This window comes from Rhizobium sp. 268, from assembly GCF_036571585.1.
Taxonomy (GTDB): Bacteria; Pseudomonadota; Alphaproteobacteria; order Rhizobiales; family Rhizobiaceae; genus Rhizobium; species Rhizobium redzepovicii.
Map to the genome: position 1 here is coordinate 191165 of NZ_JAPPSO010000003.1, position 25961 is coordinate 217125.

The 25961-nt window shown below is 60.3% G+C and carries 29 protein-coding genes, 1 tRNA gene and 1 pseudogene; 20 read left to right on the top strand and 11 right to left on the bottom strand.

Features of this window, described 5'->3' with window-relative positions; genetic code table 11:
* Positions 1-348: 348 nt before the first annotated feature.
* Positions 349-1332, bottom strand: a complete 984-nt coding sequence (mbfA, locus tag OS035_RS07485; RefSeq protein WP_097624548.1) for an iron exporter MbfA — start codon at positions 1330-1332, stop codon at positions 349-351.
* Positions 1333-1501: 169 nt separating this feature from the next.
* Between mbfA and OS035_RS07490 the strand changes: the two genes are divergently transcribed.
* Entirely contained in the window at positions 1502-1969 is a 468-nt protein-coding gene (locus tag OS035_RS07490; RefSeq protein ID WP_097624835.1) for a group III truncated hemoglobin, read from the top strand.
* A 4-nt stretch (positions 1970-1973) separates the two neighbouring features.
* On the opposite strand, the gene OS035_RS07495 is transcribed toward OS035_RS07490, so the two are convergent.
* The 3 genes from OS035_RS07495 to OS035_RS07505 all read right to left on the bottom strand — a co-directional run bounded on the left by OS035_RS07495 (position 1974) and on the right by OS035_RS07505 (position 4544).
* Positions 1974-2867, bottom strand: coding sequence for an EamA family transporter (locus OS035_RS07495; RefSeq protein WP_183852905.1), 894 nt, complete (start codon positions 2865-2867; stop codon positions 1974-1976).
* Positions 2868-2957: 90 nt separating this feature from the next.
* On the bottom strand, positions 2958-3509 hold the full coding sequence (gene recX, locus OS035_RS07500; protein ID WP_097624546.1) for a recombination regulator RecX: 552 nt from the start codon (positions 3507-3509) through the stop codon (positions 2958-2960).
* A 9-nt stretch (positions 3510-3518) separates the two neighbouring features.
* Complete coding sequence (locus OS035_RS07505) at positions 3519-4544, bottom strand: histone deacetylase family protein (protein WP_183779000.1); 1026 nt, start codon at positions 4542-4544, stop codon at positions 3519-3521.
* 133 nt (positions 4545-4677) lie between these two features.
* Here OS035_RS07505 and OS035_RS07510 point away from each other — a divergent pair.
* Positions 4678-5240, top strand: a pseudogene (locus tag OS035_RS07510) (HAD family hydrolase).
* 28 nt (positions 5241-5268) lie between these two features.
* On the opposite strand, the gene OS035_RS07515 reads toward OS035_RS07510, so the two are convergent.
* Both OS035_RS07515 and OS035_RS07520 read right to left on the bottom strand, forming a co-directional pair.
* On the bottom strand, positions 5269-5787 hold the full coding sequence (locus OS035_RS07515) for a GNAT family N-acetyltransferase (protein ID WP_331813589.1): 519 nt from the start codon (positions 5785-5787) through the stop codon (positions 5269-5271).
* Between the two features lie 23 nt (positions 5788-5810).
* On the bottom strand, positions 5811-6380 hold the full coding sequence (locus OS035_RS07520; protein WP_183852909.1) for a helix-turn-helix domain-containing protein: 570 nt from the start codon (positions 6378-6380) through the stop codon (positions 5811-5813).
* 134 nt (positions 6381-6514) lie between these two features.
* On the opposite strand from OS035_RS07520, the gene tenA reads away from it, so the two are divergent.
* From tenA to OS035_RS07540, 4 genes are all read left to right on the top strand, one after another.
* Complete coding sequence (gene tenA / locus OS035_RS07525; RefSeq protein ID WP_183852911.1) at positions 6515-7213, top strand: thiaminase II; 699 nt, start codon at positions 6515-6517, stop codon at positions 7211-7213.
* Positions 7214-7290: 77 nt separating this feature from the next.
* A complete protein-coding gene (gene lepA / locus OS035_RS07530; protein ID WP_097624540.1) occupies positions 7291-9123 on the top strand; it encodes a translation elongation factor 4 in 1833 nt (610 codons plus the stop codon).
* Between the two features lie 52 nt (positions 9124-9175).
* On the top strand, positions 9176-9406 hold the full coding sequence (locus tag OS035_RS07535; protein WP_097624539.1) for a type II toxin-antitoxin system CcdA family antitoxin: 231 nt from the start codon (positions 9176-9178) through the stop codon (positions 9404-9406).
* Positions 9406-9705: a CcdB family protein gene (locus OS035_RS07540; protein ID WP_097624538.1), complete on the top strand. Its 300-nt coding sequence runs from the start codon at positions 9406-9408 to the stop codon at positions 9703-9705. The genes OS035_RS07535 and OS035_RS07540 overlap by 1 nt, the downstream gene beginning before the upstream one ends.
* Before the next feature lie 2 nt (positions 9706-9707).
* Here OS035_RS07540 and OS035_RS07545 read toward each other — a convergent pair whose 3' ends face one another.
* From OS035_RS07545 to OS035_RS07555, 3 genes are all read right to left on the bottom strand, one after another.
* Positions 9708-10160, bottom strand: coding sequence for a GFA family protein (locus OS035_RS07545; RefSeq protein WP_097624537.1), 453 nt, complete (start codon positions 10158-10160; stop codon positions 9708-9710).
* A gap of 74 nt (positions 10161-10234) precedes the next feature.
* Complete coding sequence (locus OS035_RS07550; protein WP_131710693.1) at positions 10235-10792, bottom strand: sugar O-acetyltransferase; 558 nt, start codon at positions 10790-10792, stop codon at positions 10235-10237.
* A gap of 11 nt (positions 10793-10803) precedes the next feature.
* The gene (locus tag OS035_RS07555) at positions 10804-11541 is read right to left on the bottom strand and encodes a type 1 glutamine amidotransferase (RefSeq protein ID WP_097624535.1); all 738 of its coding nucleotides are present in this window, start codon (positions 11539-11541) and stop codon (positions 10804-10806) included.
* Positions 11542-11665: 124 nt separating this feature from the next.
* On the opposite strand from OS035_RS07555, the gene OS035_RS07560 reads away from it, so the two are divergent.
* Positions 11666-11959, top strand: a complete 294-nt coding sequence (locus tag OS035_RS07560) for a SelT/SelW/SelH family protein (protein WP_097624534.1) — start codon at positions 11666-11668, stop codon at positions 11957-11959.
* Between the two features lie 11 nt (positions 11960-11970).
* Here the strand turns inward: OS035_RS07560 and OS035_RS07565 are convergent, their stop codons facing one another.
* Positions 11971-12387, bottom strand: coding sequence for a BA14K family protein (locus tag OS035_RS07565; protein ID WP_097624533.1), 417 nt, complete (start codon positions 12385-12387; stop codon positions 11971-11973).
* Positions 12388-12555: 168 nt separating this feature from the next.
* On the opposite strand from OS035_RS07565, the gene OS035_RS07570 reads away from it, so the two are divergent.
* The 6 genes from OS035_RS07570 (at position 12556) to OS035_RS07595 (ending at position 18403) form a co-directional block, all read left to right on the top strand.
* Positions 12556-12642 (top strand) — tRNA-Leu (locus tag OS035_RS07570).
* Between the two features lie 907 nt (positions 12643-13549).
* Positions 13550-14761, top strand: coding sequence for a class I SAM-dependent methyltransferase (locus OS035_RS07575; protein ID WP_239619924.1), 1212 nt, complete (start codon positions 13550-13552; stop codon positions 14759-14761).
* Positions 14762-14781: 20 nt separating this feature from the next.
* Positions 14782-15165 (top strand): cupin domain-containing protein, encoded by a 384-nt coding sequence (locus OS035_RS07580; protein ID WP_012559608.1) that lies wholly within the window; start codon positions 14782-14784, stop codon positions 15163-15165.
* Positions 15166-15201: 36 nt separating this feature from the next.
* Positions 15202-16326, top strand: a complete 1125-nt coding sequence (locus OS035_RS07585; protein ID WP_183778996.1) for a DegT/DnrJ/EryC1/StrS family aminotransferase — start codon at positions 15202-15204, stop codon at positions 16324-16326.
* Positions 16323-17183, top strand: a complete 861-nt coding sequence (locus OS035_RS07590; protein WP_097624530.1) for a class I SAM-dependent DNA methyltransferase — start codon at positions 16323-16325, stop codon at positions 17181-17183. Before OS035_RS07585 ends, OS035_RS07590 begins: the two co-directional genes overlap by 4 nt.
* On the top strand, positions 17180-18403 hold the full coding sequence (locus tag OS035_RS07595; protein WP_097624529.1) for a glycosyltransferase family 4 protein: 1224 nt from the start codon (positions 17180-17182) through the stop codon (positions 18401-18403). The genes OS035_RS07590 and OS035_RS07595 overlap by 4 nt, the downstream gene beginning before the upstream one ends.
* A 132-nt stretch (positions 18404-18535) precedes the next feature.
* On the opposite strand, the gene OS035_RS07600 is transcribed toward OS035_RS07595, so the two are convergent.
* Positions 18536-18826, bottom strand: a complete 291-nt coding sequence (locus OS035_RS07600) for a DUF982 domain-containing protein (RefSeq protein ID WP_097624528.1) — start codon at positions 18824-18826, stop codon at positions 18536-18538.
* A 262-nt stretch (positions 18827-19088) separates the two neighbouring features.
* Between OS035_RS07600 and rfbF the strand changes: the two genes are divergently transcribed.
* The 7 genes from rfbF to OS035_RS07635 all read left to right on the top strand — a co-directional run bounded on the left by rfbF (position 19089) and on the right by OS035_RS07635 (position 25939).
* Positions 19089-19862, top strand: a complete 774-nt coding sequence (rfbF, locus tag OS035_RS07605; protein WP_097624527.1) for a glucose-1-phosphate cytidylyltransferase — start codon at positions 19089-19091, stop codon at positions 19860-19862.
* The gene (gene rfbG, locus OS035_RS07610; RefSeq protein ID WP_097624526.1) at positions 19853-20917 is read left to right on the top strand and encodes a CDP-glucose 4,6-dehydratase; all 1065 of its coding nucleotides are present in this window, start codon (positions 19853-19855) and stop codon (positions 20915-20917) included. The genes rfbF and rfbG overlap by 10 nt, the downstream gene beginning before the upstream one ends.
* On the top strand, positions 20914-22149 hold the full coding sequence (locus OS035_RS07615) for a class I SAM-dependent methyltransferase (RefSeq protein WP_097624525.1): 1236 nt from the start codon (positions 20914-20916) through the stop codon (positions 22147-22149). Before rfbG ends, OS035_RS07615 begins: the two co-directional genes overlap by 4 nt.
* The gene (gene rfbC, locus OS035_RS07620; RefSeq protein WP_131710694.1) at positions 22146-22688 is read left to right on the top strand and encodes a dTDP-4-dehydrorhamnose 3,5-epimerase; all 543 of its coding nucleotides are present in this window, start codon (positions 22146-22148) and stop codon (positions 22686-22688) included. The genes OS035_RS07615 and rfbC overlap by 4 nt, the downstream gene beginning before the upstream one ends.
* Entirely contained in the window at positions 22685-23923 is a 1239-nt protein-coding gene (locus tag OS035_RS07625; protein ID WP_097624523.1) for a glycosyltransferase family 2 protein, read from the top strand. Before rfbC ends, OS035_RS07625 begins: the two co-directional genes overlap by 4 nt.
* 76 nt (positions 23924-23999) lie before the next feature.
* Entirely contained in the window at positions 24000-25148 is a 1149-nt protein-coding gene (locus OS035_RS07630) for a DegT/DnrJ/EryC1/StrS family aminotransferase (protein ID WP_097624522.1), read from the top strand.
* Positions 25149-25180: 32 nt separating this feature from the next.
* A complete protein-coding gene (locus OS035_RS07635) occupies positions 25181-25939 on the top strand; it encodes a cephalosporin hydroxylase family protein (protein WP_097624521.1) in 759 nt (252 codons plus the stop codon).
* Positions 25940-25961: the final 22 nt, after the last annotated feature.

A 25961-nucleotide genomic window follows, 5' to 3' on the forward strand; every position in this document is an offset into this window, starting at 1 on the left:
TGCATCAAAGGTCTCAAGAGGATCGAGACGGTGCCGCGAGTCCCTTCTCCCCAGCGGGGAGAAGATGCCGGCAGGCAGATGAGGGGGGGAGCGGCAAAGCCGCGAATGCACGGAGCGCAAGCGAAGGGCAAGGATGCCGGCGGGCCCTCTCTCCAGCCCGGCGCGGGGCGCCTCACGATAAGGGCCGATTGTTGTGCCTGCGGCGGTGATATAAAATCGTCGTGGGGTTTGCGGCACTGTAAATGGGTTGCGTTTGCCGCACCGTCTCCCGGCCCTCCGAATGGCTCCGGGCGTTCGCTGCTGCAATCGATTCACGGATCGATTGCTCGGGCTGCGCCCGACCGCAGCTCACCCATTCCCAATCAGGATCCCCGCGCCGAGCACCAGGCCGCCACCGAGGACCACCTGGAAGGCGGCGCGCAGGAATGGCGTTTCCATGTAGCGGTTCTGGATGAAGGCGATGGCCCAGAGTTCGAAGAAGACAACGACGGCAGCGGTGATCGTCGCCGTCCAGAAATGCGGGATCAGATAGGGCAGTGCGTGGCCGAGACCGCCGAGCGCCGTCATGATGCCGCAGGCAAGGCCGCGCTTGACCGGCGAGCCTCTGCCGGAGATCTTGCCGTCGTCATGTGCGGCTTCGGTGAAGCCCATCGAAATGCCGGCGCCAACGGAAGCTGAAAGGCCGACGAGGAAGGTCTGCCAGGTATCCTGCGTGGCGAAGGCGGCGGCGAAAATCGGCGCCAGCGTCGAGACCGAGCCGTCCATCAGCCCGGCAAGGCCCGGCTGCACATAGGTCAGCACGAATTGCCGATGCACCGTCGCGTCCTCGTCATGCTTGACATCTTCAGGCGTGTGTTTGTCGCCCAGCATGCGGGCGATGTCCTCGTGCCCCTGCTCGGCAAGAGCGAGATCGCCGAGAAGCTCGCGCGTCGAGGCATCCGAGGTGCGTTTTGCCGCCTCGACGTAGAAACGATAAGCCTGCTCTTCCATCGCCTCGGTTTCGCGGCGCATCGCCTCCAGGGTAAGATTTGCCCTGAGCCAGTCTGGCTTGCGCTCGTAGAAGCCCTCTACATGCTCGCGCCGGATCAGCGGAATGCGCTCGCCGAAACGCTGGCGATGGATTTCGAACAGCGACTTGCGATGCGTGTCCTCGACCTCGGCCATATCTTCGAAGACTTTGGCCGAGGCCGGAAATTCGCCGCGTAGCCTGTCGGCATAGGCGAGATAGATGCGGGCATCGTCTTCCTCGGAGGCGATCGCGAGAGCGAGAATCTCCTGCTCGGACAGCGATTCGAACGATCGTTTCGAGGATCTGAAAAACCGCGCCAACATGACTTTCTCCAAATTTAGAATTATTCTAAATCTAAAGAAGGAGGGGATGAGGGTCAAGAGCGTGCGAAGGCCGGCTGACAGATTGCCGCAAGCGGGCACGAACGCCTTTGGCTCGCTGTCGTAAACACCTATATGAGTGCTGCCGCATCACGCGGCGCCGGGGTTTATGATGGACAATGAGATTCAAGGGCGCCCTGCCCATGTCGCGGCGATCCGCGAAAGGGCGGAGGCCGAGATGCTGGAAATGGGTGTCAACGAGGCCTTCATCGGCAGGCTGGTCGAGACTTTTTACGCCCGCGTGCTTGCTCATCCCGATCTCGGCCCGGTGTTCGACGCCCGGCTCTCCGGCCGCTGGCCGGCGCATATGGAGAAGATGAAAAGCTTCTGGTCGGCGGTCGCTTTCCGCAGCGGCGCCTATGGCGGCAAGCCGGTACAGGCGCATACCGGCGTCCAGAACCTGACGCCAGATCTCTTTCCGAAATGGCTGTCGCTGTTTGCCGCAACCCTCGACGATATCGCGCCAACACCGGAGGCAAAGGCCTGGTTCATGGCGACGGCCGAGCGGATCGCCAAAAGCCTGACGCTCTCGCTGTTCTACAATCCCGCCCTCGACGATCCCGCCAGAAAGATGGGCTGATCCCTTACTGCTTTGCGGAGAAGGTGGCGCCGGCGCTTGCTGCGACGACCAGCGCCGTTCCCGCCAGCTGCAGAAGGGTCATGGGCTGTGTCAGAATGGCGAAGCCCGCAAGAGCCGCAATGGCCGGCTCGAGGCTCATGAGGATGCCGAACGAAGTTGTCGGCATGCGCCGCAGGGCAATCAGCTCCAGCGTGTAGGGCAGCAGCGGCACGAGAACGGCAAGGCCCGCCATTTCGATCAGGCCATAGCTATCGAGCGCCGGCACGGCGCCTGCGAAGCCGAAGGGCGTGGCGACGACAGCGGCGACCATCAGCGACATGGAAAGCCCTTCCAGCCCCTTGAAGCTTGCGCCGATCTTCTTGGTGAGCACGATGTAGATCGCCCAACCCGTTCCCGCGCCGCAGGCAAAGAGAATGCCCTGGATATTCCCAACCCAGCCTTCACCATCATGGGCAAGAGCCAGAACGCCGAGCGCGGCAATGAACGGCCAGACGAGGCGCCGGCTGAGGCCATAGCCGATGGTCGCGACCGAAAGCGGGCCGAGAAAATCGATCGCTACGGCAAGACCGAGCGGTATGCGCTCGATCGCCGCGAAAAAACTCATCGTCATCAGCGCCGTCGTCGTGCCGAGAACCAGAGCACTTGCCCATTGCTCTCTCGTATAGCTGAATATGCGCGGACGCACGGCGACGGCTAGAATGAGAGCGGCAAAGGCAAGGCGCAGCCAGCTGGCGCCGGCAGGTCCATAGGCGGCGATGGCGGAGGAGGAAAGTGCCGCGCCGAACTGGATCGAGGACATGGACATCAGGCACATCAGCGCGCCAGCCGCCAGGCCGCCGGATGCTGCGGGCGCTTTCATTGCCAGCACGCCGGAACCGTCACTCGTTCTGTCTTCCATGTGCATCTCCGCTTCAGCGCTGTTCATACGGAGGCGACTTGAAACCGGCAAATTCAAACTTCTGATGCAGGCAGCAAAAGACCTGATGCATCAAAGGCGGCCGGAGAGGATGACCTCTTCGGCATCTTCGAAGCTCATATCGAAGACCTTCTTGCCTATCTCGAAGCTGAAGCCATTGCGGGCAAAAGCGGAGAGCTCCTTCGCCTTTCGCTTGTCGTCGAGCTCGACCCGGCGGAAGGGGCCGAAGGCGCGCTTGCGAGCGAATATCGCTGCGGCATAAAGATCGTCCGCGTCCGCAAGTGCCGCCTCGACCCTGTCGCCGGAGACGCCCTTGGCTGTCAGCTTCTGGGCAATCGCGCGTTTCGATTTGCCGCCGCGAACGGCCGAGCGCGTGCTGATCTCGGCATAGGCGCTATCGTCGAGCACCTTGTTGTCATAGGCAAATTTGACGGCGAAATCGGCAACCGCCTTGAGCTGTGCGGCACTGATATCCTCGAACTTCTCCTTGGCCTTGCGGGTGATGGCGTCGAAGAGCTGCTTTTCCGTCATCATCCGCCGCTCAAGGCGATAGATGGCGGAGTTGCGCGCCCAGCTCAGCATGCGCGGTGTCGGGATATCGGATGGACCAGTCTCGTCGTTCATATCAAGCGATCAGGCTTCAAGACCCTTGAGAACATTGGCGACGTTGAGGCCGATTTCCGGCACGCCGTAGCCGCCCTCCATGCAGACGAGCACCGGCAGGCCGGCTGAAGCGATCAGCGCACCCATGCGGGTGAAATCGTCGGAGGTCAGGCTGAAGAAGGAGATCGGGTCGCGCTCGAAAGTATCGACCCCGAGCGCGACGACGATCGCCTCGGCGCCAAAGGCCCTGATGCGGGCGAGCGCGTCGGCAAGCGCCGAAGACCAGACATTCCAGGGCGTGCCCGGCGGCATCGGATAGTTGCGGTTGGCGCCGGTGCCCGCCCCCTCGCCCTCCTCGTCGGCATGGCCGAGGAAATAGGGAAAGGCCTGCATCGGATCGCCGTGCAGCGAGGCGGTGAAGACATCGCCTCTATGATAGAAGATATCCTGCGTGCCGTTGCCATGGTGGAAATCGACATCGAGCACGGCGACCTTTTTCGCGCCGCGATCGAGCAGCCGCTGCGCCGCCACAGCCGCATTGTTGATGAAGCAATAACCGCCGAAAAGATCGATGCCGGCATGATGGCCGGGCGGGCGGCAAAGCGCGAAGGCGAAACGATTGCCCTCACCCAGCCAGTCGGCGCCCGTCACCGCGCAGCGCATCGAGGCGATCGCCGCCTCGTAGGAACCCTTGGTGATCGAGGTGTCGGCGGCATTGGCGTAATGGCCGATCGCGCCGACGATATTGTCAGGCACTCGCTGGCTGGTGCGGCGCACCGGAAAGGAATTGGCAATCGCCTCGCCGGTGAAACCAGCTGCCACCCAGCGGTCCCAGACCGTGGCGAGAAAATCGAGATAGGCGGGATCATGCACCTTTTTGGCCGTTTCCAACCCTTGCGCCTCGGGCGCCACGACATCGGCAAAACCCGCCTCCTTGACCGCCGCCAGGATCCATTCGGCCCGGAACGGCGCCTCGAACGGCGTCACCAGCTGGCCGGCATAGAGTTCGGTTTTGGCATCGCGCAGCTTGTGGTCTTCGGAATAAATGACGCGCATTTCAGATCCTGCCGTTGATTGACGATCGAGATTTACACGGGGTTGCCGCGACAAAAAAGCGGCGAAGCGAGCTCTTGATCATCCAGAGCAATAGCGCCACCTTCGCTGTTTTGAGAACGAGGAAATTCTCCGCATGAAAGTGCTGATGGTCGATGTCGACGGTGTGCTCATTCATGGCCGGCCGGCTGACGGCCTGCCGCTCGGGAATTCTTCCAGACGTGCTGGGCCGACATCATCGTTGGCCGTGAGCCGTTGGAGCCCAGCCTCGCCAAAGTACTGGAAAAGATCGCGCCGCATCTCAGCGCCGCGACGATGATCGATTACTGGTTCGAGAACGATTCCCGACTTGATCTCACTCTCCTAGAGGACCTCGCTGCTCTCCGGCAAAGCGGCGTCACGCTTTTTCTGGCGACAAATCAGGAGCACAGACGGGCGCGCCACCTGATGCAGCAGTTGGGTCTTAACGCTCATTTCGATGACATCCTCTATTCCGCAGCACTCGGACACCGCAAACCGTCACCGGATTTTTTCAGGCTGGCGACCGGGCGTGCCGGCGTCCAGCCCGGCGAGATCGGCTTCATCGACGATATTGAGGAAAATATCGAAGCGGCACGGCAGTTCGGCTGGAACGCGGCGCAATGGACGGCTGGGGCCAGGCTCCACGAGACGCTTTCCGCCTTCAGCCATCCGGAATGAGCCATCTGAGATGAGCCGGCCGGCGCATTCAGGCGAGCCGCTTGTAGAACAGCGTGGTGTCGCAGAAGCCGCCTTCCGGCCACAGCGCATAATCCGGGATGACGCCGACCCGCTGCCAGCCCAGGCGCGGATAGATCGCCTCGGCATCGCTGCCAGTCGCCGTGTCGAGCACCAGCAGGGTCTTGCCCCGCCGTGCCGCCTCGCGTTCGGCGGCCTCCATCAGCAACCGGGCGAAGCCGCGCCCGCGGGCGGAGCGATGCACCAGGAGCTTCTTCAGATCGCCGCGGTGCGGCTGATTCGGCATCTGCGCGGCCCCCACCTGCACCGTGCCGACGATCCGGCCTTCCAGTTTGGCGACCAGCAACAGATTGCCGCCGGTGGCGACGGTATCGGCGACATCGCGCCAATAGGGTTCGGCATCGTCTGGCCCATAGGGCTGCATGAAGCCGACGGAGGCGCCGCCGGCGACGCAATCTGCAAGCACTTGCGCAAGCCCCGGAATGGCGGCGCGCGCCTCCTCGGCGGAAAGGATACAGATATCGGGCATGGTCTTCTCCTGAACTGAAGCTGTTAGCGGCCGCCGCGATCGAGCACGACGCAATAGCGTGCCGGCGTGTTGCCGGGATTGTGGAAGACATGGCCTTCGCCGACCGGCATGAAGAGGCAATCGCCTGGGCGCAGCCGGTAGGCCACCTCGCCCGCCGTCATCTCCAACTCGCCGTCGAACAGCCAGATATGCTGGGTCATGCCATGGGAGGCGGCATGCGGGGGGAAGCTGACGCGGGCACCAGCGGGGAATTCGACTTCGACGATATCGACGTCGGAGGCGGTGCCGGGTGCCGAGACCGACCGCCTGAGATAACCGGTCTCCGGATCGCGCCAGATCTGCTGCTCTTGCCGGCGGGCAAGCGGCGAGGCCTGCTCCCCCTCCTCCGCGAAGAAGGCAGACAATGACAGGCCGAGCGCGGCGCAAATCCTCGCCAGCAGCGAGGCGGTGGGGCTCGCCTCCGCCCGCTCGATGCGCGAAATCATCGCCCGGCTGACGCCGGAAGCCGTGGCGAGATCGTCAAGGGTCAATCCTTTGTCCAGCCGCAGCTTGCGGATACGGATGCCGATTGCCTGTTCCAGTTGCTCTTCCATATCCGATCCCTGATTCTACTATAAGAGAAATACATGATCTGATGATGGAATCAAGCCTCGCAGGGGGCAAACCAACCTTGCTTTCGCCACAGCCTCGCAGATATATGGCAGCGCAATTGAGATTGGAGATAGTGATGGACGCCAGCACGCAGAGCATGGAACTGACGGGAAGCTTCACGGCCGCCGCCTGGGACAGGATCGCGCCCGTCATGGCCGAGATCGAGGTGCTGCCGCTTCTCACGCGTCTTTCGGACGGCACGCTGCCGCCTGAGGTTTTCCGGCACTACATTCTCCAGGATGCGCTTTACCTCAAGCACTATGCACGCTGCCTGGCGATCGTCGCGGCCAAGGCGCCCGACAATGCGCAGGTGCTGCGTTTTCTCGGTTCGGCGCAGAAGGCGATCACCGTCGAGCAGGGCCTGCATGCCGGCTTCCTCACCCAGTTCGGCATCACTTCCGAAGACGTGACAGCGGCCGAACCGTCGCCTGCCTGTTTCGCCTACACGAATTTCCTGCTCGCCACCGCCTATCACAGCTCTTATGCAGTCGCACTTTCCGCCATCCTTCCCTGCTTTTGGATCTACTGGCATGTCGGCGAGGCGATCAAGAGCCGGCCGGCGATCGAGGGCAATGCATTCCAGGCCTGGATCAACACCTATGGCGATCCGCAATTTGCCGCCGGCGCCCGCGAAGTGATCGCGCTGACCGATATCGCCGCCCGCGCTGCATCGCCGGTGGAGCGCGCCGAAATGATGGATGTCTTCGTTCGCGCCTCGCAATATGAATGGATGTTCTGGGATTCGGCCTGGCGGCTGGAGACCTGGCCGGTCTGACACGCCGCCGACCGGCCCGCAAAATAGCGTAAACGGCGGGATAATTACCGCTTTGCGGCAGGGGGCGGCGCTGCTATATGGCGCGCATGAGCACCAATTCGACCACTCCGCTATCCCATATCCGCAACTTTTCGATCGTGGCCCACATCGACCACGGCAAATCGACGCTGGCCGACCGCCTGATCCAGACGACGGGCGGCCTTGCCGAGCGCGAAATGTCCGAGCAGGTGCTCGACAATATGGATATCGAGCGCGAGCGCGGCATCACCATCAAGGCCCAGACCGTGCGCCTGCATTACCAGGCAGACAATGGCGAGAAATATATTCTCAACCTGATCGACACGCCCGGTCACGTCGACTTCGCCTATGAAGTCTCGCGTTCGCTGTCGGCCTGCGAGGGCTCGCTGCTCGTCGTCGACGCCAGCCAGGGCGTGGAAGCGCAGACGCTCGCCAATGTCTATCAGGCGATCGACAACAACCACGAGATCGTCACCGTCCTCAACAAGATCGACCTGCCGGCCGCCGAACCCGACCGTATCAAGGAACAGATCGAGGAAGTGATCGGCATCGACGCTTCGGAGGCCGTGCTGATTTCGGCGAAAACCGGCCTCGGCATTCCCGATGTTCTTGAGGCGATCGTCCACAAGCTGCCGGCGCCGAAGAGCCCGGGCGGCGACAAGGCGCCGCTGAAGGCGCTGCTCGTCGACAGCTGGTACGACACCTATCTCGGCGTCATGGTTCTCGTGCGCATCATCGACGGCGTGCTGACCAAGGGTCAGACCATTCGCATGATGGGCACGGATGCGAAATATCAGGTGGAGCGCGTCGGCGTGCTGACGCCGAAGATGGTCACCGTCGACAGCCTCGGCCCCGGCGAGATCGGCTTCATCACCGCCTCGATCAAGGAAGTGGCCGATACCCGCGTCGGCGATACGATCACCGAGGACAAGCGGCCGACGGCACAAGCGCTGCCAGGCTTCAAGCCGGCGCAGCCGGTGGTGTTCTGCGGCCTGTTCCCGGTCGATGCCGCCGATTTCGAGGATCTGCGCGCCGCCATGGGCAAGCTTCGCCTCAACGACGCCTCCTTCTCCTTCGAGATGGAATCGTCTGCGGCGCTCGGTTTCGGCTTCCGCTGCGGCTTCCTCGGCTTGCTGCATCTTGAAATCATCCAGGAACGGCTGGAGCGCGAATTCGATCTCGACCTGATCGCCACCGCCCCGTCGGTGGTCTACAAGATGTTCATGACCGACGGCTCCGAGCGCGAGCTGCACAACCCGGCCGACATGCCCGACGTCGTGAAAATCTCGGAAATCCACGAGCCGTGGATCCGCGCGACGATCCTCACACCGGACGATTATCTCGGCGGCATTTTGAAACTCTGCCAGGACCGGCGCGGCATCCAGATCGAGCTCACCTATGTCGGCACGCGCGCGATGCTGACCTACGACCTGCCGCTCAACGAAGTCGTCTTCGATTTCTACGACCGGCTGAAGTCGATCTCCAAGGGCTATGCCTCCTTCGACTATACGCTGACCGATCACCGCGAGGGCAACCTCGTGAAGATGTCGATCCTCGTCAATGGCGAGCCGGTCGACGCGCTGTCGATGATGGTGCACCGCACCGCCGCCGAAAAGCGCGGCCGCGACATGTGCGAGAAGCTCAAGGAGCTGATCCCGAAGCACATGTTCAAGATCCCGATCCAGGCGGCGATCGGCGGCAACGTCATTGCCCGCGAGACGATCTCGGCGCTGCGCAAGGACGTGACGGCGAAATGTTACGGCGGCGACGCCACCCGCAAGCGCAAGCTGCTCGACAAGCAGAAGGCCGGCAAAAAGCGCATGCGCCAGTTCGGCAAGGTGGAGATTCCGCAGGAAGCCTTCATCGCAGCGCTGAAGATGGGCGACGAATAACGCTTCTCAATGGCACCTTATGCGCATATGATCTGCGCATAAGGAGATCGTTATGGCACAGCAGGCAAGGAAAGCGGCAAACCTCTCTCTCGATGAGGGACTCGTATCGCAGGCGCGTGAGCTGAAGATCAACATATCCCGGGCGGCGGAAGATGGGATCGCGAAGGCCATAAAGGCGGAACGCGAACGGCTATGGCGTATCGAGAACGCGGAGGCAATTGCCGCCTCCAATGCCTATGTCGAAAAGCACGGCCTGCCGTTTCATAAATATCGACAGTTCTGATGGCTCGGTTTCATGTCTACAATTTGATCCATACGAATGCGCTTGCGCTTGATCTGCAGTCAGACCTGCATGGCGACCTCACGACGCGGATCATGGCGCCAATGCTTCCGCTGGAAGCTCTTCCCAAAATCATGCGTCAGCTCAACCCGCAATTCGTGATCAACGGCGTGCCATACGTTATGGCGACCCAATTTATCGGTGCGATTTCCGTTAAAGAGATAGGCGTCGCAGCCGCCGATCTCACGGCCGACAGCGATCGTATCATCAGCGCCCTGGACTTCCTCTTCCAAGGCTTCTGAGATCAACCTCGCGCCATATACTCCTTGACCAACCCCTCATAGGCCGCCATCTCCGGCAGTGCCGTGTAGCTGTGCACCGCGCCGGTCTCGGCAAAGGCCAGTTTCTCGCTCGTCCATGTCTCGATGAAGGGGGTGAACCAGCTGGGGTCATCGAGCATGGTCACGCGCAGGTTGACGAACCAGTCCATGCCTTCCGGGCGGGTGAACATCCAGCTCATGCAATGCGGGCAGAAATAATGTTTCGTCGTGCCGTGCAAGCCACCTATGACAGGCTCGCCCTTCGCCACTTCGAAACCTTCGCTGGGGATGGCGGCACTCAGCGAATAGGCGCTTGCTGTCATCCTCTGGCAGCCCGTGCAATGGCAAGCCATGGTCAGCAGCGGCGGCGCGCTGATCTTCAACCGCACCCGGCCGCAGCGGCAGCCGCCTTCCATGGGTAGGTTCTGTGCTGTCATGATAGTTCTCCCCTTTCGCCACCTGATCTAGCGGAGCCGGCGCCATTGTCGAGGGAGACGCGGCAGCCCGAGTTTCAGACGGCGTTTATCCGACGCGCCGGATTGCCGACCACGGTTGCGCCCGTCGGCACGTCTTTGGTCACAACGGCGCCAGCGCCGACGATCGCACGATCGCCGATCATCACTCCCCCGAGGATGATGGCGCCACCGCCGATCCAGACATCGCTGCCGATCGCAACCGGCCGGGCGATCTCGATACCGGCGCTGCGAAAGGCGGCATCCTTGTGATGTTCGGCGCAATAGATCTGCACGCCGGGGCCGAACATCGTGCGGTCGCCGACCGCCACGCGGCCGGAATCGAGGATAGTACAGCCGGCATTGAAATAGACGCGCTTGCCAAGGGTAATATTGATGCCGTAGGAGCAGTGAAACGGCGCTTCGATGAAGATATCGGGCGCCGCCCCAGCGAATAGCGCTCTGAGCGCCGGGGCGACAGCCCCGCGCTTATCCGGCGGCAGCGTGTTATGGGCGTGAACGGCACGGCGCGCCTGCTGGCGTAGGCCATCGAGTTCGTCGTCGAGGCAGCAATACCACTCACCCGCCGCCATCTTTTCATATTCGCTCGCCGGCATCGAGTCGCCTCTCAAACCGAGGCCTCGGACAATATTCCGATCTCTGCCGGTTCGATCAGGCTGACCCAGGCACGCGCGATGGCAAGGCCCGCGGCATCGGCGGCACCGCCATGTCTTGCCGCCAGTTCGGCATGGTTCTCTAGCCAGCCGGGAGCGATGCGCTCGATCGTATCGGGGAATTCCGCCTTCCATTGCTCAACGACTGCTCGGCCGGCCTCGAAATGGAACTGGGTGCCGTAGACGGCGCGACCGATGCGGAAGGCCTGGTTATCGGCGACCAGGCTCGTCGCCAGACGCACCGCACTTTCGGGAAGGGAAAACGTGTCGGCATGCCATTCGAAGATGGTGAATTCGCTGCCAAGCGCCGACAGTAGCGGATCGACCCGGCCCTCGGCGGTGACGCCGATCTTGTGCCAGCCGAATTCGCGGGCGGTGCCGAGATGATTGTCGGCGCCATAGGCGCGGGCGAGGATCTGGCTGCCGAGGCAGATGCCGAGCACGGCCTTGCCGGCATCACCGAAGGCACGCGAAAGCCGCACGAGCTCCGGCAGGTAAGGATGCGTCTCATCATCCAGCGCGCTCTGCTCGCCGCCGAGAACGACCAGCGCGTCATGGCCGACTATATCCCGCGGCAGGATGCCGTCCTGCCACACGCGGAACCACTCGATATGAGCTCCCGCCTCGTCGAGTGCCGTGGCAAGCGCGCCAAGACCGGTATTGCGCATATTTTCGACGACTGCGACTCGCATGGGCTCTCCCCGGTGTGACCGACGACGGAAGAGACCATGCCGGCGAACGACGCGCAAGATGCTTGCGCGCCATTGCGTGAGCACGCCGCAAGGGCTTAAATCCACGCGAATGAAAGGAAACACCATGACCGAAAAAGCCCGCGTCTCGATCCTCTACTGCACCCAGTGCAACTGGCTGCTGCGCGCCGCCTGGATGGCGCAGGAGCTGCTGCACACCTTTTCCGACAGCCTTGGCGAGGTGGCGCTGATCCCCGGCACCGGCGGCAATTTCGAGATCCGCGTCAATGGCGATTTGATCTGGGAGCGCAAGCGCGACAACGGCTTTCCCGGGCCGAAGGAGCTGAAGCAGCGGGTCCGCGACATTATCGAGCCCGGCCGCGATCTCGGCCATGTCGACCGCGCCTCGCTGGAAAGCTGACCGCAGCAGCCTCAGCGATAGGGCGAGCGGCAGACCCTGTAGACGCCTTCATAGGTGAGAAAATGATCCGTCCTCGGATTGTAGGAGCGGTATTCATTGGTGCACCAGGCGATATGCTTGTTCGGAGCGTTCGGCTGCACCCGGCGCACCGGCGGCGGGTCATAGGTCAGCTGCGGCCGCCCGGCAGCACCCGGCTGATAATAGGTCGGCCCCGTCGCGCCACGCGGCCGGTAATTCGGCTGGATATAAGCGGGGCGATGCCATTGCTGCGGCCCGAAACCGAAACAGCCGCGAAAATCGCACAGCGTCGATCCGGTGTTGAGCGGCCCGACCCCCGGCTTGCCCAGCTTCAGCGAATCAGCGCCGGCCACGGCTGGCGCGAAAACAGCAAGAAGACCGGCGAACAGAAGCGTGCGGGCAACGGGCATGAGGCATTCCTTTCGATATTTTCTCTATATAGGGCGTACCAAGAGAAGCGCTATGCCTGCCCTCCGGCCACTCCCTCGCATGTGATCAATTGTTTTTCGCCAACTGTCAGAAAAACTTCAAAAACCCGGTTGACAGTCAGGAGCCGCCCCCTTACATCGCTCTCCGTCGCCCAGATGGCGGAATTGGTAGACGCGCCAGCTTCAGGTGCTGGTACCCGAAAGGGTGTGGAGGTTCGAGTCCTCTTCTGGGCACCATTCCATTCTTGATCACTACCGGATCAAGAAGTTAAGCCTTTCCAAAATTTACGCATTTTGTGCCTGTGGAAAAGACCCGCGGCAAAGCGCTCAAGGCTTGTCTGCTCAATTTCAAGGACTTTCAAAATCCACATTGACGCGTATTCTCGGTCGCCGATAGCGGGCCGCCATCGACTGCCGGGGATCATAAAGCCGCCACGCCGTGCGGCAAAAAATCGGAAGCGTAAAGTCGCCGAAGCAACCCGCACTCCGCTCCAGCTTGATCTCGAGACCTAACCGTCCTCTCGGGACAAGTACTGGCGGCGATCGCCGGAACTCCCTATCATAATCAATATAGCGCTTCGTAATCCCGAAATTGGTTGCGGGCTTGAAATCATTCGACGTTTCCCGACGGCGACACCTCGCAAAACCCGGCGCATTTCGGGATCCCGAAGCGGCAGAATTTCGGGATTCCGAAGTGCGGTTTTTGCCCTGTCCGGAACGATCGGCCGCTTTGTTCGGATCGGCGGCGAACTGGGCGAATTTCGCAGGATAGATTTCGCGCCTTGTTTTCCAACAGCTCAGGTGCAGCCCTCAGCTGAAAGCTGACGTCGGCAACCTCGTTGCAACCGTCCTGTTGCGTAAGCGGCCTTGAGTCCGATTCTCCGAAACCATCAGGCAAGCCTCATGCCGACGATGCGTCGAGGAAGAATGTCGCTGAGATGATCGACTTTTGGGCGAGATCAGTGCGGGAACGCCGTTCGGATCGGAAAAACTTCGTTGCATTGCCGTCGTCCGTTCAATATTCAGTACACCGATTTCGCAAACCCTTGATCAATTGAATTCGGCGGTCTGCTGTCAAATAAGTGCATCGCCGGTTGGGTTTCGGACTACAGGAAATAAAGGGATATCACCCATGAATTGTCGTATGTGTGGCAGCACCAAGTTGCATAAATTTCTCGACTTGGGTTTTACACCTCCGGCCGACCAATTCCGGCGCAAGGATCAATCGCGCGAGCCGGACGTTCATTATCCCTTGCAGGTGATGATGTGTGACGATTGTGGTTTGGCTCAGTTGAGTCATGTCGTATCTCCAGAAGTTTTATACCGGAACGACTATCCCTACGAATCCTCCACCACCCGCACCGGCCAGGCGCACTGGTCCGAATTCGCCGCCAGTGTGGTTGCGCGCCTGCAATTGGGGCCGAAGGACTTGGCGGTGGATATCGGCAGCAATGTGGGTGTGCTGCTGGGAGCTTTCCAAAGCCAGGGCTTGCGGGTGCAGGGAGTCGATCCTGCGGCAAACATCGTCATGATCGCGCAGGCCAATGGCATCGACACGATCTGTGATTTTTTCAATGAAGATACCGCTCGCACCATCGTTGCTGATAAAGGCCATGCATCAGTGGTGACGGCGACCAACGTATTTGCCCATGTGGATGATCTCGACAGCTTCATATCGAGTGTCAAGGAATTGCTCAGCGAACGCGGTGTGTTCATTTTCGAAGCGCCGTATTTCGTCAATCTGCTCAAGCACAATGAATACGACACTATCTATCACGAGCATCTCTCATACCTGTCGGTCAAACCGTTGCTGGCCTTTTTCCGTAAACACGGCCTGGAGATATTTCATATCGAGGAGCGCGATATCCATGGCGGCTCTTTCCGTGTGCATGTCGGCAGGATCGGCATGTGGCCTGCCTCGCCGGACGCAGAACGGATGGCGCAGGCAGAGGTGGACATGGGCATATACAGCCATGACAAACTTGCCGAGTTTGCCGCGGCCGTGCGGCGCAACAAGGACGAACTGACCTGGATGCTTCATTCGCTGAAACATGAAGGCAAACGGATCGCAGCCGTCAGCGCTCCCGCCAAGGGCATGACCTTGCTCAATTACTGCGGGCTTGACGCCGACATACTTGATTTCGTCACCGAGAAATCAAAGCTGAAGATTGGTCGCTATACCCCAGGGGCGCACATTCCGGTGGTCTCTGACGAAGAACTGCTCAAACATCAGCCTGACTATGCTCTGCTCCTGGCTTGGAATTTCGCCGACGAAATCATCGGGAACCTGCATGAATTTCGGCGCCGGGGAGGCAAATTCATTATCCCGATCCCCTTCCCCAAAATCGTCGACTGATTACTCTTAAGGAGCACGCAATGGCGAAAATCTCGCTGGTCCCCGCATTCAAGGATGCTCGTGGCGAAATCACCGATCTTCTCGAAAACGAGAACATCAACGCGATTACCCGCATCACCTTTTCCAAAGGCGCCGTGCGCGGCAACCACTACCACAAGGAAACCACCCAGTGGAATTATCTGATCTCGGGCAGCATCAAGCTGGTCAGTCAGGTACCCGGCGAGCCAGTGGTCGAGACGGTGATGAATCCCGGCGATTTCACCGTTACGAAGCCGCATGTGCGTCACGCCCTCGTCGGCTTGGATGAGGCGGAGTTGCTGGTCTTTACCAGTGGACCGCGTGGCGGCAAGGAATACGAAAGCGACACGTTCCGTCTCGACGTTCCTTTGGCAGCCGGTGCTTAACCCATGTCGATAAACCCTCTACGTCAGGATTCGCCCGTGTCCACACGTCGCGTGCCCGTCTCGCAGCCATTGTTGGGGGCGGAAGAGACCCATCACGTCAACAATGCCTTGGCCCAAGGCGCTATCTCGGGTTTCTTTGGCGACTACCTGCCAATGTTCGAGCAGGAATTCGCGGCCTATTGCGATTGTGCCCATGGCGTGGCGGTTTCCAGCGGAACCACGGCACTTCACTTGGCGCTGGCGACCCTGTCCATCGGTCCCGGCGACGAGGTGCTGGTGGCCTCGCTGACCAATATGGCAACGTTTTTCGCCGTGCTGTACCAGGGCGCACATCCTGTGCCGATCGACTCCGAAGCCGATACTTTGAATCTCGATCCAACGCTGTTGCGAGCAAAGATCACATCCAAAACCAAGGCGATCCTGGTGGTGCACCTGTTTGGTCACCCGGTCGACATGGATCCTGTGATGGAAGTCGCTCGCGAGCACAATCTCTATGTCATCGAGGACTGTGCCGAGGCTCATGGCGCTCTGTATAAAGGCCGCAAGGTCGGCGGCATCGGCGACATCGGCTGCTTCAGTTTCTACGCCAATAAGGTGATCACGACCGGTGAAGGCGGAATGCTGACACTGAATAACGGCGAGTGGGCCGATCGCGCACGCAATCTCAAGGGATTGGCGTTCGGCGACAAGAACAAGTTCATGCACAAGGACATCGGATATAACTTCCGGATGACAAATCTGCAGGCGGCGATCGGGCATGCCCAGTTCGGCAAGATCGAACAGATCATCGACGCCAAACGGACCATCGCGAACGCGTATGGACAACGCCTTGGTGGGCGCGACGACCTGCAGTTGCCGATGGAAAAGCCGTATGCCCGAAACGTTCACTGGATGTACATGGTGCTCGTCAGCGGACGCAACGCCGGTCGGCGCGCAGAGGTGATGCATGCGCTGGCGCAAAAAGGCGTCGAGAGCCGCGAGAATTTCCTGCCTTACAACATGCAGGAAATTTTTATCAAACGCGGTTGGACCAGCGCCGATGAATGCCCGGTTGCGAACGACCTTGGCCTGCGCGGCTTTTACTTGCCGAGTGGCCCGGCAATCTCTGATGATGACATTGATTATGTCTGTCAGAGCCTGATCGAAGTCTTGGACCAATGAGTGCTGATGCGCCCGTGACAGGCAAAGAGCAGGAACCGATTCCGTTCGGTGAATATTCCGCGATCTATGACCTCATATACCGCGATAAGGACTATGCCGGCGAGGCTGGTTTTGTCGCGGCTCTGATAGAGCAGCATGCGCCGCGTCAAAACCATGTACCGATTCGGGTTCTGGATCTCGCCTGTGGGACCGGGCGCCACGCCATGGAACTGGCGGCCAAGGGTTATGTTGTCGAAGGCAGCGACATCTCATCGGGAATGGTGGCGGTGGCGCGCAACAGCGCGGCCGAACGTGGGCTGGATGTGCGATTTCATGAGTGCTCGTTTCAGACGGCCGACGCAATCCAGGGTACTTTCGACGTCGTCCTGGCCATGTTCGCGGCACTTGGCTACCTCACCGACTTTGCCGATTTTGAGCTGACCTTGAAGAATATCGCAAAGAAAATGGCGCCCGGCGGCATTTTCATTTTCGATGTGTGGAACGGCACGGCAGTGCTGCCGCAATATTCTCCCCACAAGGTAAGGCAGGAAGCGGACGACAAACGCAAGGTTGAGCGCGTTTCTCGTACCACCTTGGATACGGTCGCACAACAAGCCGTCGTCAATTTTGAATTCAAGGTCGAGTATGCCGACGGGGTGGTGAAGCATTTCAGTGAGAACCATCGCGTGCGGTTTTATTTTCCGCAGGAAATGGTCGATTTGCTGAAGGCGCTCGGCTTTGAGGTTCTTCTGCGGTGCCCATTTTTGCAGCCGGAAAAGGCCGTCTCCAGCGGCGACTGGAACATGACCTACGTCGTGCGGAAAATGTCGGGCGGGCCTACGGCTACTGACCAGGGCCAACAACGGAGCGCAGTTTGAAGATCGGTTTTTTCTTCAATGACCCTTCCCCGCACTCTGGCGGCGTGTTTACCTATCAGCAGGATATATTCAGGTCCTTTCTGGAACTGGCTGCAAAGTCGCATCACGAATTCCACGTGATTTGTGAGCACCACAAGCAAGAGGATTTTTCTGCTCTTCCAGGCCGGCCCGACAATGTCCATATTTCCCCTATGGATGCTCCCGAGCCGCCGCTGACGCCACGCCGCCGCGTCAAGCTTTTCGTCCGGCGCTTATTGGGAAAAGGCGAGAGAGCGATCGAAAAGGGGCCAAAAATCAGTCGGGCCGCCGCGGTATTGGTTCGCAATGAAATCGAGTTCACCTGGTCGATCGGGCACTATGAGCATGAGGCTTTCGACGTGCCCTACATTACCACCGTGTTCGACCTCCAGCACAGGCTGCAGCCCTGGTTTCCCGAAGTCAGCCTGAGCAGCCTGTGGGATATCCGCGAAGAATTCTTCAGCCGTTATGTCAGACGTGCTGCCTATGTGATCACAGGCACCGAAGAGGGCCGGCGCGAAATCGAAAACTTCTACCGCGTTCCCGCAAAGCGCATCCGTGTCCTTCCCTTGCCGACGCCGAGCTTCTGCTTCAATCCACCTGCGGCCGACACCGCATCCCGGCTCCGGGCGCTGGGAATTACCAGCCGGTATCTATACTATCCAGCACAGTTTTGGGCCCACAAGAACCACGCCAATTTGTTGCACGCATTACGGTTGATCAATGACGGAGAGACCGAGCCGTTCCAGCTCGCGCTGGTCGGCTCCGATCACGGTAATCTGGACCACTTGCGCTCGCTGGCGCGCACCCTTGGTGTAGAGCAGCAGGTGCTGTTCCTCGGTTTTGTCGCTCGTGAAGACCTGACTGCGCTTTATCAGGGAGCGTTCGCGCTTACTTATCCAAGCCTGTTCGGACCGGATAATTTGCCGCCTCTGGAAGCCTTTGCCCTTGGCTGCCCGGTGATTGCATCAGACTATGACGGTGCCCGCGAACAATTGGAGAATGCGGCCTTATACGTCGACGCATTGGCGCCGGACTCAATCGCCGCTGCGGTTCGACAATTGCAGGCAAGCCCCGAACTGCGGCAACAGATGATCGAAAAGGGTCATATTCGTGCGCGCAAATGGACCGCGACGGACTATGTGCAAGAGATTTTCTCCATACTTGACGAATTCGAACCGGTACGTCGCTGCTGGCATTAAACTGAAATAGTGCGCAGCCTCCTTAATTGCCCTGATTTCGGAACTGCCAGCCTGAGATCGCCCGAAACGGAAGGCAGTCCACTCCAGCTTGATCCAGATGCCTGGCCGTCGATCGGGCAGGGTTAACGACCTTCACGCGGCCATATGGGTCTTCCTGCTGTCGGGAATGACGGTCAGCACTCCCATGCCGGCTTCTCTGGCGGCGCTCAGAAGCAGTTCCCTGAGTTCGTCCATCCCAGCCTGCCCCATGACGGCATCGGCGCAAACCTTCACCGCCGCAACATATTCCTCTCCATCCTCAAACGGCCAGTCGGTCATCAGAACTTCAGCGGCGTCTCGGAGCGTCCGGACGATCTTGCGTTTGTGCCGGTCGCCGAGAAAGAGAACGAGAGGCGCAAAATCCGCCGATGTGTTCCATTGCATGGCACTTTCTCCCCAAGAGTTAGAATATTAGTAACAATGCAAGAAGCGTGCCGGGACGGCAGGAAGCGTTTCAACGGCCTGCCGAGCGCGCGCGGTACCTGGTCGACACCCCCGCAAGCCTCGCACAAGAACGAAATCGGATACCGGGACCAGGATGACCATACGGCCGTTCCACCTGTGAGTGCCCCCGCATGCCGGGCGGCCTCGCCGGGCGCCGGCCGTAGACAATAATCGCTTCCAAAGACTCTGGAGTTCGCTTGGGATGAAAGTTGTAATTCTCGCCGGTGGTCTCGGATCGCGCCTTGCCGAGGAGACCAGCGTACGGCCTAAGCCTCTGGTCGAAATCGGCGGCATGCCGATCCTCTGGCATATCATGAACATCTACGCCCATCACGGCCTCGATGATTTCATTATCTGCGCCGGCTACAAGGGCTATATGATCAAGGAATATTTCGTAAACCTTGTTCTCCACCACAGCGATATCACGGTCGACCTCGGCGCCAACAGCATCAATTATCACGGCGGCAAACGGCCGAACTGGCGCGTCACCGTCGTCGATACCGGCATGCATTCGATGACCGGCGGCCGTCTCGGGCGCATTCGCGACCATCTGACACCAGGCGAACCTTTCTGCATGACGTATGGCGACGGCGTCGGCGACATCGACATTGCCGCCGAAGTCGCTTTCCATCGCGATCACGGCCTGAAGGCGACGATGTGCGCGGTGACCCCGCCCGGACGGTACGGCGCCACGAATATCGAGGGCCAGTACATCACCTCCTTCGTGGAGAAGCCGAGAGGCGACGGCCAGCGTATCAACGGCGGCTTCTTCGTGCTCGACCCTTCAGTGGTCGATCTCATCACAAGCGACGACACGATCTGGGAAGCCGGGCCGCTGGAGTGGCTTGCCGCCAACAACCAGCTTGCCGCCTTCAAGCATGACGGCTTCTGGCAGCCGATGGATACGCTGCGCGAGCGCACCCATCTGGAAGAACTCTGGAATTCCGGAAAGGCGCCGTGGAAGCTATGGGCCTGACGGACTTCTGGAAAGGGCGGCGGGTTTTCCTAACCGGGCATACCGGCTTCAAGGGTTCCTGGCTTTCCCTGTGGCTGGAGCGGCTCGGCGCCGATGTCGCCGCTGTGTCGCTGGCACCCGAGACCGAACCGTCGCTCTACCAGAAGCTTGCTCCGTGGGATGATCGCGGCCACCATATCGTCGATATCCGCGACGCCGAGGCGCTGCTTGCGCTCTCCCGGCGGTTCGAGCCGGAGATCGTCATCCATATGGCGGCACAGGCGCTGGTGCGGCGCTCCTATGAGAACCCGGCCGAGACCTTTTCGACCAATGTCCTGGGAACGGCAAATGTTCTCGACGCGGTCAGGCACACGCCCTCCGTCAAGACAGTGCTCGTCATCACCTCGGACAAGGTCTACGCGAACAGCGGCAGCGGCATACCTTTCGTCGAGACCGATACGCTCGGCGGCAAGGACCCCTACAGCAATTCCAAAGCCTGCACCGAACTCGTCTGCCAGAGCTATCGCGACAGTTTCTTCAAGGGACGCGATCTCAGGCTCGCCACAGTGCGGGCCGGCAATGTCATCGGTGGCGGCGACTGGTCCAGGGATCGGCTGATCCCGGATTTCATCCGCGCCTTCGAAGGCGGCGAACCGATCATGCTGCGCTATCCCGAGGCTATCCGCCCCTGGCAGCATGTGCTGGAACCGCTCGGCGGTTATCTCCGTTTCGCCGAGGTGCTGACCGAGGAGCGTGGCAGGGATCTGCCTGATGCCTTGAATTTCGGTCCGCACCCTGAGAGCTTCGCGACCGTTTGCGAACTTGCCGAGGCGCTCGGACGCGCGCACAGCGTCGGAGACGTGTGGCGGCCGGCGCCAGGCGAACATCTGCCGGAAGCGCCGGCGCTGACGCTGAGCTCGGCCTTGGCGCTCGACACAATCGGCTGGCGTCCGCGCCTCAGCCTGCAGCAGACTATCGACTGGACAGCCGCCTGGTACAAGGCCAACCGCGAGGGAGCCGACATGCGCGCCTTCTCGCTCGGCCAGATCGCGGCCTATGAGGAAACAGTATCATGACAGCGCATAATTGCCGATTCTGCAGCGCTCCGCTGACGCACCGCTTTGTCGATCTCGGCTCGACGCCGCTCGCCAATGCCTATCTGACCGAAGAGCAGCTCAAGCAGCCGGAACCTTCCTATCCGCTGCGCGCTTTCGTCTGCTCGCAATGCTGGCTGGTGCAGGCCGACGCCTTCGTTCCGCCGGAGGATATCTTCAGCCACTACGCCTATTTCTCTTCCTATAGCGACAGCTGGGTGGAGCATGCGCGCCAGTTCACCGTCACGGCCCGCGAGCGTTTCGGCCTCGGCCCGGCATCGCAGGTCATCGAGGTGGCAAGCAATGACGGCTATCTGCTGAAGCATTTCGTCGAGGCCGGCGTGCCCGTGCTCGGCATCGAACCGGCTGAGAATGTCGCTGAGGTGGCGCGGCAAATCGGCGTTCCCACCGAAGCGCGCTTCTTCGGCAAGGAAACGGCTGCCGACCTCGTCTCGCTTGGCCTTGCCGCCGACATTGTCATCGGCAACAACGTGCTGGCGCATGTGCCCGATATCAATGACTTCGTCGGCGGGCTCGCTGCCGTTCTTAAGCCGGATGGCGTCGTCAGCGTCGAATTCCCGCACCTGCTGCGGCTGATCGAAAACATCCAGTTCGATACCGTCTACCACGAACATTTCTACTATCTGTCGCTGCTGGCCGTCGAAAAGGTGTTCGCAGCGCACGGCCTCAAAGTATTCGACGTGGAGGAACTGTCGACCCATGGCGGCAGCCTGCGCGTGCTTGCCTGCCGCGCAACATCCACGGCTCACCCAACCGGCCCCGACCTTGCCAAAGTGCGCGCCGATGAGGCCGCCGCCGGTTTCGACAGGACGAAAACCTACGAGGCCTTCCAGAGCCGTGTAGCGCCGATCAAGGACGGGCTGCTTGCCTTCCTCAACGAAGCCAAGCAGAACGGCAAGAGTGTCGCTGCCTATGGCGCCGCCGCCAAGGGCAACACGCTGCTGAACTTCTGCGGTGTCGGCACCGAACTCATCGATTATGTCGTCGATCGCAACCCGCACAAGCAGGGCCATTACCTGCCGGGCAGCAAGCTGCCGATCTACGCGCCTGAGAAAATGGACGAGACGCAGCCGGATTATGTGCTCATCCTGCCCTGGAATATCAAGAACGAAGTCGTTGCGGCCAACAGCAGGGTCGGCGCCTGGGGCGGACGGTTCGCCGTTGCGGTGCCGGAACTGACGGTGCTCGGATGAAATTTCTTCCGACCCCGGTTTCGGGCGCCTTTGTCGTGGAAGTCGACGCGCGCTCCGACGACAGGGGAATGTTCGCGCGAACTTTCGACGCGCGGACCTTTGCCGACCGCGGTCTCGTGCCGGTCTATCCGCAATGCAACGTCTCGCGGAACCATAGGCGCGGGACGCTGCGCGGCATGCACTACCAGGCCCAACCGCGGCCGGAGGTGAAGCTCGTGCGCGCCACGCGCGGCAGGGTCTTCGACGTGGCGCTCGATCTGAGGCCGGATTCGCCGAGTTATCTCCGATGGGCTTCCGTCGAGCTCGATGCTGCCAGTTGCAACGCTTTCTACATACCGGCCGGATGCGCACACGGTTTCCTGACGCTCGAGGATGAGTGCGAACTCTTCTACCAGATGTCGGAAGCTTACGTGCCGGAACTTGCCCGTGGGGTCCGCTGGGACGATCCTGCCTTTTCCATCGCCTGGCCGTTCACGCCGAGCGTCATCAGCGAGCGCGATGCCGCGCTTGAAAGCTATAGCCAGGAAGCAAGCGTTTGAGCGGCATCAAACTCAGCATCTGCATCCCGACCTACAATCGTGAAGCCTATCTCAGAAACTCGCTGACCTATTGCGAGAACGACTACAAGTTCGACTTTCCCTTCGAAGTCGTCATCTGCGACAATGCCTCCACGGACGGCACGCAGCACGTGGTCGAGGAATTCATCGGCCGCGGGCTGCCGATCCGCTACTATAAGCGTGAAGCCAACGCCGGCGCCGCGGCGAACGTCACAAGCGCTATGCGCCTCAGCAAGGGCGAATATCTCATCTACCTGGCCGACGATGATATCCTAATTGCCGGGGCGGTGGCCGACACCATCAGATATCTCGACAACAATCGGGAAGTGACCTGCGCCCATGCACCGTGGTTCCTCTACGACGAGGTCGCCAAAACCGACATCATGAAGTTCTACGATGTCGAGGAAGATCGAAAGTTTCCGCACGGCAGCTTCGGCGAAGTCTTCCAATATCTCTGCGAACGCCACATCTTTCCGGAAATCGCCATCTACCGCTCGTCAACCCTGCGGTCGGCCTGGATCCCGCGGGAATTCTGTTTCTACCCGTTCCCATTCCTTGCGCATTTTCTCGATCAGGGCGCGGTTACCTTCCTGCAGCGGCCGTTCTACCGCTCGATCACCAATTCGGTGATCACCCGCGATCGCCAGCAGGAGGGCACCAACGACGTCATGACGAGCTGGGATCGCTATCGTGGCGGGCTCGAATATTTTCTCTATACGGGCGTCAGGCGCGGGGCGCTGCCCCTTACGCCAGAGAAGCGTCTCCAATATGAGGAGATGTGCAAGATCTTCACGCTCAATCGCATGGCGGTCGCCTTCCGCTTCTGGGCAGTGAGTAAGAATTACATCAAGGCGTATGAGCTCTATACCCGCATCATGTGGGGCGGGATGCTCGATCACCCGGAAATCCGCCCCTTCCGTGAAACGCTGCCCCTGATGGTCGTCATCCAGACGCTTGTGAGCGAAGTGAATTCGGCGATCGGCATCGATACGCTGCTTCTCGCCGGCTTTACGGAAATCGCGGCGCTCGAAGAGCTGATGCGCGAACTCGGCCTACGCGAAAAGGTAAGGGTGACGACAGAACTCAGCGACAGTGCGCTCGATAGCACCGCCGTCTTCGTGAACGTCGACAGAGACCGGGAATATTTCGTAGCACTCGGCTATCTGCCCAATCTGGTGTTCCACGAGCACGATCTTGCCCGGCACATCATCATGTGAGCCTCGCACCAGTTTCAAAAACTAGCGTCGTGACGGGCGCCTGCGTCTTGATTTCAATTCAACAGAAATTAGCGGCATGACAAACAGGATCTTCTACACCAAGCCTTCCATCACCCAGCTTGAAACCGATTATGCCACGGATGCGGCAGCGACCGGCTGGGGCGCACGCTGCTACGACTACATCAATCGCTTCGAACGCGACTTCAAGACCTATCTCGGCAGCGACTTTGCCATCGCGACATCGAGCTGCACCGGCGCCATGCACATGGGCCTGGCCGCGCTCGGCGTCGGCGAAGGCGACGAAGTCATCCTTGCCGACACCAATTGGGTCGCCACAGTTTCACCTGTTGTCCATCTCGGCGCCAAGCCAGTCTTCGTCGATGTACTGCCGGATTCCTGGTGCATCGATCCTCGCGAGGTCGAGCGACACATCACTCCGAAGACCAAGGCGATCATCGCGACCCATATCTATGGCAATCTTTGCGACATGGATGCGCTGCTCGACATCGGCAAGCGCACCGGCATCCCGGTGATCGAGGATGCGGCGGAAGCCATCGGCTCCGTCTGGAATGGCCGTCGTGCCGGCTCGATGGGCGCCTTCGGTACCTTCTCTTTCCACGGTACGAAGACGTTGACGACGGGCGAAGGCGGCATGTTCGTCACCAGCGACACCGCGCTTTACGAGCGGGTGCTGACGCTCAGCAACCACGGCCGGGCTCGCGGCCAGACCAAGCAATTCTGGCCCGACGCGATCGGCTTCAAGTACAAAATGTCCAACATTCAGGCGGCCATCGGCTGCGCACAGCTGGAACGCATCGAAGAACTCGTGGCCCGCAAGCGGGAGATCCTTGCAGCCTACATGGTGCGGCTTTCCGCCCTGCCCGGCATCTCGATGAACCCGGAATACAGCGGCACGATCAATGGCGCTTGGATGCCGACCGCGGTCTTTCATCCGTCGACGGGTACCACCCGCGAGATGATGCAGCAGGCCTTCGAGATCGCCAATATCGACGCGCGCGTCTTCTTCCATCCCCTGTCCAGCCTCGACATGTTCGAGGATCGGCCACAGAACGTGAACGCCTGGAGCATTCCGGGCCGCGCGATCAACCTGCCCAGCTATCACGACATGAGCGAAGCCGATATCGACCGGGTGGCGGCAACGTTGCTCGATGTGGCGGCCGGGCGGATCTACCACAACAATACAGCATTGCGGCAGTCGATCTAAGACAGCCCTACAGCGAAGGACAAAGAACAGTCATGACCACGAAGGACGATCGTCTCGAATTCGAAGCCCACAAGCGGGAAATGTCACTTGCGCTCGGCAAGGACGAGGCAAGTTTCCAGCAATCGCTGAATACGCTGATCGGGCTCGACAAATTCGACTACTTCTATCTGTGGTCATGGATGGGCGTGCCGATCATACAGCTTCCAGTCGATATCCTGGCAACCCAGGAAGTCATCTGGGCGACCAAGCCCGATGTCATCATCGAGACAGGCATCGCGCGCGGCGGCTCGCTGATCTTCATGGCGTCGATCCTCGCCGCCATGGGCAACGACGAGGCCAAAGTTGTCGGCGTCGACATCGACATCCGCGCCCATAATCGCGAGTCGATCGAATCCCATCCCATGTCGAGCCGAATCAAGATGATCCAGGGCGGTTCCGTCGACGACGACGTGCTTGCCGCCGTGAAAGCCGAGATTCCACCGGGTGCCCGGGTGATGGTGGTGCTCGACAGCGACCATTCCTACGAGCACGTTCTGGCCGAGTGCCGCGCCTACGGTGCGCTGGTAACGGAAGGCTGCTATCTCGTCGTCGCAGATACGCTCATCGGCCATCTGACCGAAGAACAGGCTTTCACAAAACGCTCCAAGGTCTGGCTGCGCGGCAATGAGCCACTGAAGGCCGTTACCGACTATCTGACGGAAACCGACCGTTTCGAAGTCGATCCGGTTCTGAACGGCAAGCTTGTGCTGTCTTCTTCGCCGGGCGGCTACTGCGTCTGCCGCAAGGCGTAAGCGGACAATCAGGGATCGTCGT

Coding starts and splice junctions, on each gene's coding strand:
- OS035_RS07495 (WP_183852905.1), bottom strand. CDS start 2,867: ATGGAAGACAGAACGAGTGACGGTTCCGGCGTGCTGGCAATGAAAGCG.
- OS035_RS07550 (WP_131710693.1), bottom strand. CDS start 10,792: ATGCCGGCGAGCGAATATGAAAAGATGGCGGCGGGTGAGTGGTATTGC.
- OS035_RS07590 (WP_097624530.1), top strand. CDS start 16,323: ATGAGTGCTGATGCGCCCGTGACAGGCAAAGAGCAGGAACCGATTCCG.
- OS035_RS07515 (WP_331813589.1), bottom strand. CDS start 5,787: ATGCCCGATATCTGTATCCTTTCCGCCGAGGAGGCGCGCGCCGCCATT.
- OS035_RS07575 (WP_239619924.1), top strand. CDS start 13,550: ATGTGTGGCAGCACCAAGTTGCATAAATTTCTCGACTTGGGTTTTACA.
- OS035_RS07505 (WP_183779000.1), bottom strand. CDS start 4,544: ATGCGCGTCATTTATTCCGAAGACCACAAGCTGCGCGATGCCAAAACC.
- OS035_RS07490 (WP_097624835.1), top strand. CDS start 1,502: ATGGACAATGAGATTCAAGGGCGCCCTGCCCATGTCGCGGCGATCCGC.
- OS035_RS07565 (WP_097624533.1), bottom strand. CDS start 12,387: ATGCCCGTTGCCCGCACGCTTCTGTTCGCCGGTCTTCTTGCTGTTTTC.
- OS035_RS07545 (WP_097624537.1), bottom strand. CDS start 10,160: ATGACAGCACAGAACCTACCCATGGAAGGCGGCTGCCGCTGCGGCCGG.
- OS035_RS07560 (WP_097624534.1), top strand. CDS start 11,666: ATGACCGAAAAAGCCCGCGTCTCGATCCTCTACTGCACCCAGTGCAAC.
- rfbF (WP_097624527.1), top strand. CDS start 19,089: ATGAAAGTTGTAATTCTCGCCGGTGGTCTCGGATCGCGCCTTGCCGAG.
- OS035_RS07555 (WP_097624535.1), bottom strand. CDS start 11,541: ATGCGAGTCGCAGTCGTCGAAAATATGCGCAATACCGGTCTTGGCGCG.
- recX (WP_097624546.1), bottom strand. CDS start 3,509: ATGAACGACGAGACTGGTCCATCCGATATCCCGACACCGCGCATGCTG.
- OS035_RS07615 (WP_097624525.1), top strand. CDS start 20,914: ATGACAGCGCATAATTGCCGATTCTGCAGCGCTCCGCTGACGCACCGC.
- OS035_RS07580 (WP_012559608.1), top strand. CDS start 14,782: ATGGCGAAAATCTCGCTGGTCCCCGCATTCAAGGATGCTCGTGGCGAA.
- rfbC (WP_131710694.1), top strand. CDS start 22,146: ATGAAATTTCTTCCGACCCCGGTTTCGGGCGCCTTTGTCGTGGAAGTC.
- OS035_RS07540 (WP_097624538.1), top strand. CDS start 9,406: ATGGCTCGGTTTCATGTCTACAATTTGATCCATACGAATGCGCTTGCG.
- lepA (WP_097624540.1), top strand. CDS start 7,291: ATGGCGCGCATGAGCACCAATTCGACCACTCCGCTATCCCATATCCGC.
- tenA (WP_183852911.1), top strand. CDS start 6,515: ATGGACGCCAGCACGCAGAGCATGGAACTGACGGGAAGCTTCACGGCC.
- mbfA (WP_097624548.1), bottom strand. CDS start 1,332: ATGTTGGCGCGGTTTTTCAGATCCTCGAAACGATCGTTCGAATCGCTG.
- OS035_RS07535 (WP_097624539.1), top strand. CDS start 9,176: ATGGCACAGCAGGCAAGGAAAGCGGCAAACCTCTCTCTCGATGAGGGA.
- OS035_RS07630 (WP_097624522.1), top strand. CDS start 24,000: ATGACAAACAGGATCTTCTACACCAAGCCTTCCATCACCCAGCTTGAA.
- OS035_RS07635 (WP_097624521.1), top strand. CDS start 25,181: ATGACCACGAAGGACGATCGTCTCGAATTCGAAGCCCACAAGCGGGAA.
- OS035_RS07520 (WP_183852909.1), bottom strand. CDS start 6,380: ATGGAAGAGCAACTGGAACAGGCAATCGGCATCCGTATCCGCAAGCTG.
- rfbG (WP_097624526.1), top strand. CDS start 19,853: ATGGGCCTGACGGACTTCTGGAAAGGGCGGCGGGTTTTCCTAACCGGG.
- OS035_RS07600 (WP_097624528.1), bottom strand. CDS start 18,826: ATGCAATGGAACACATCGGCGGATTTTGCGCCTCTCGTTCTCTTTCTC.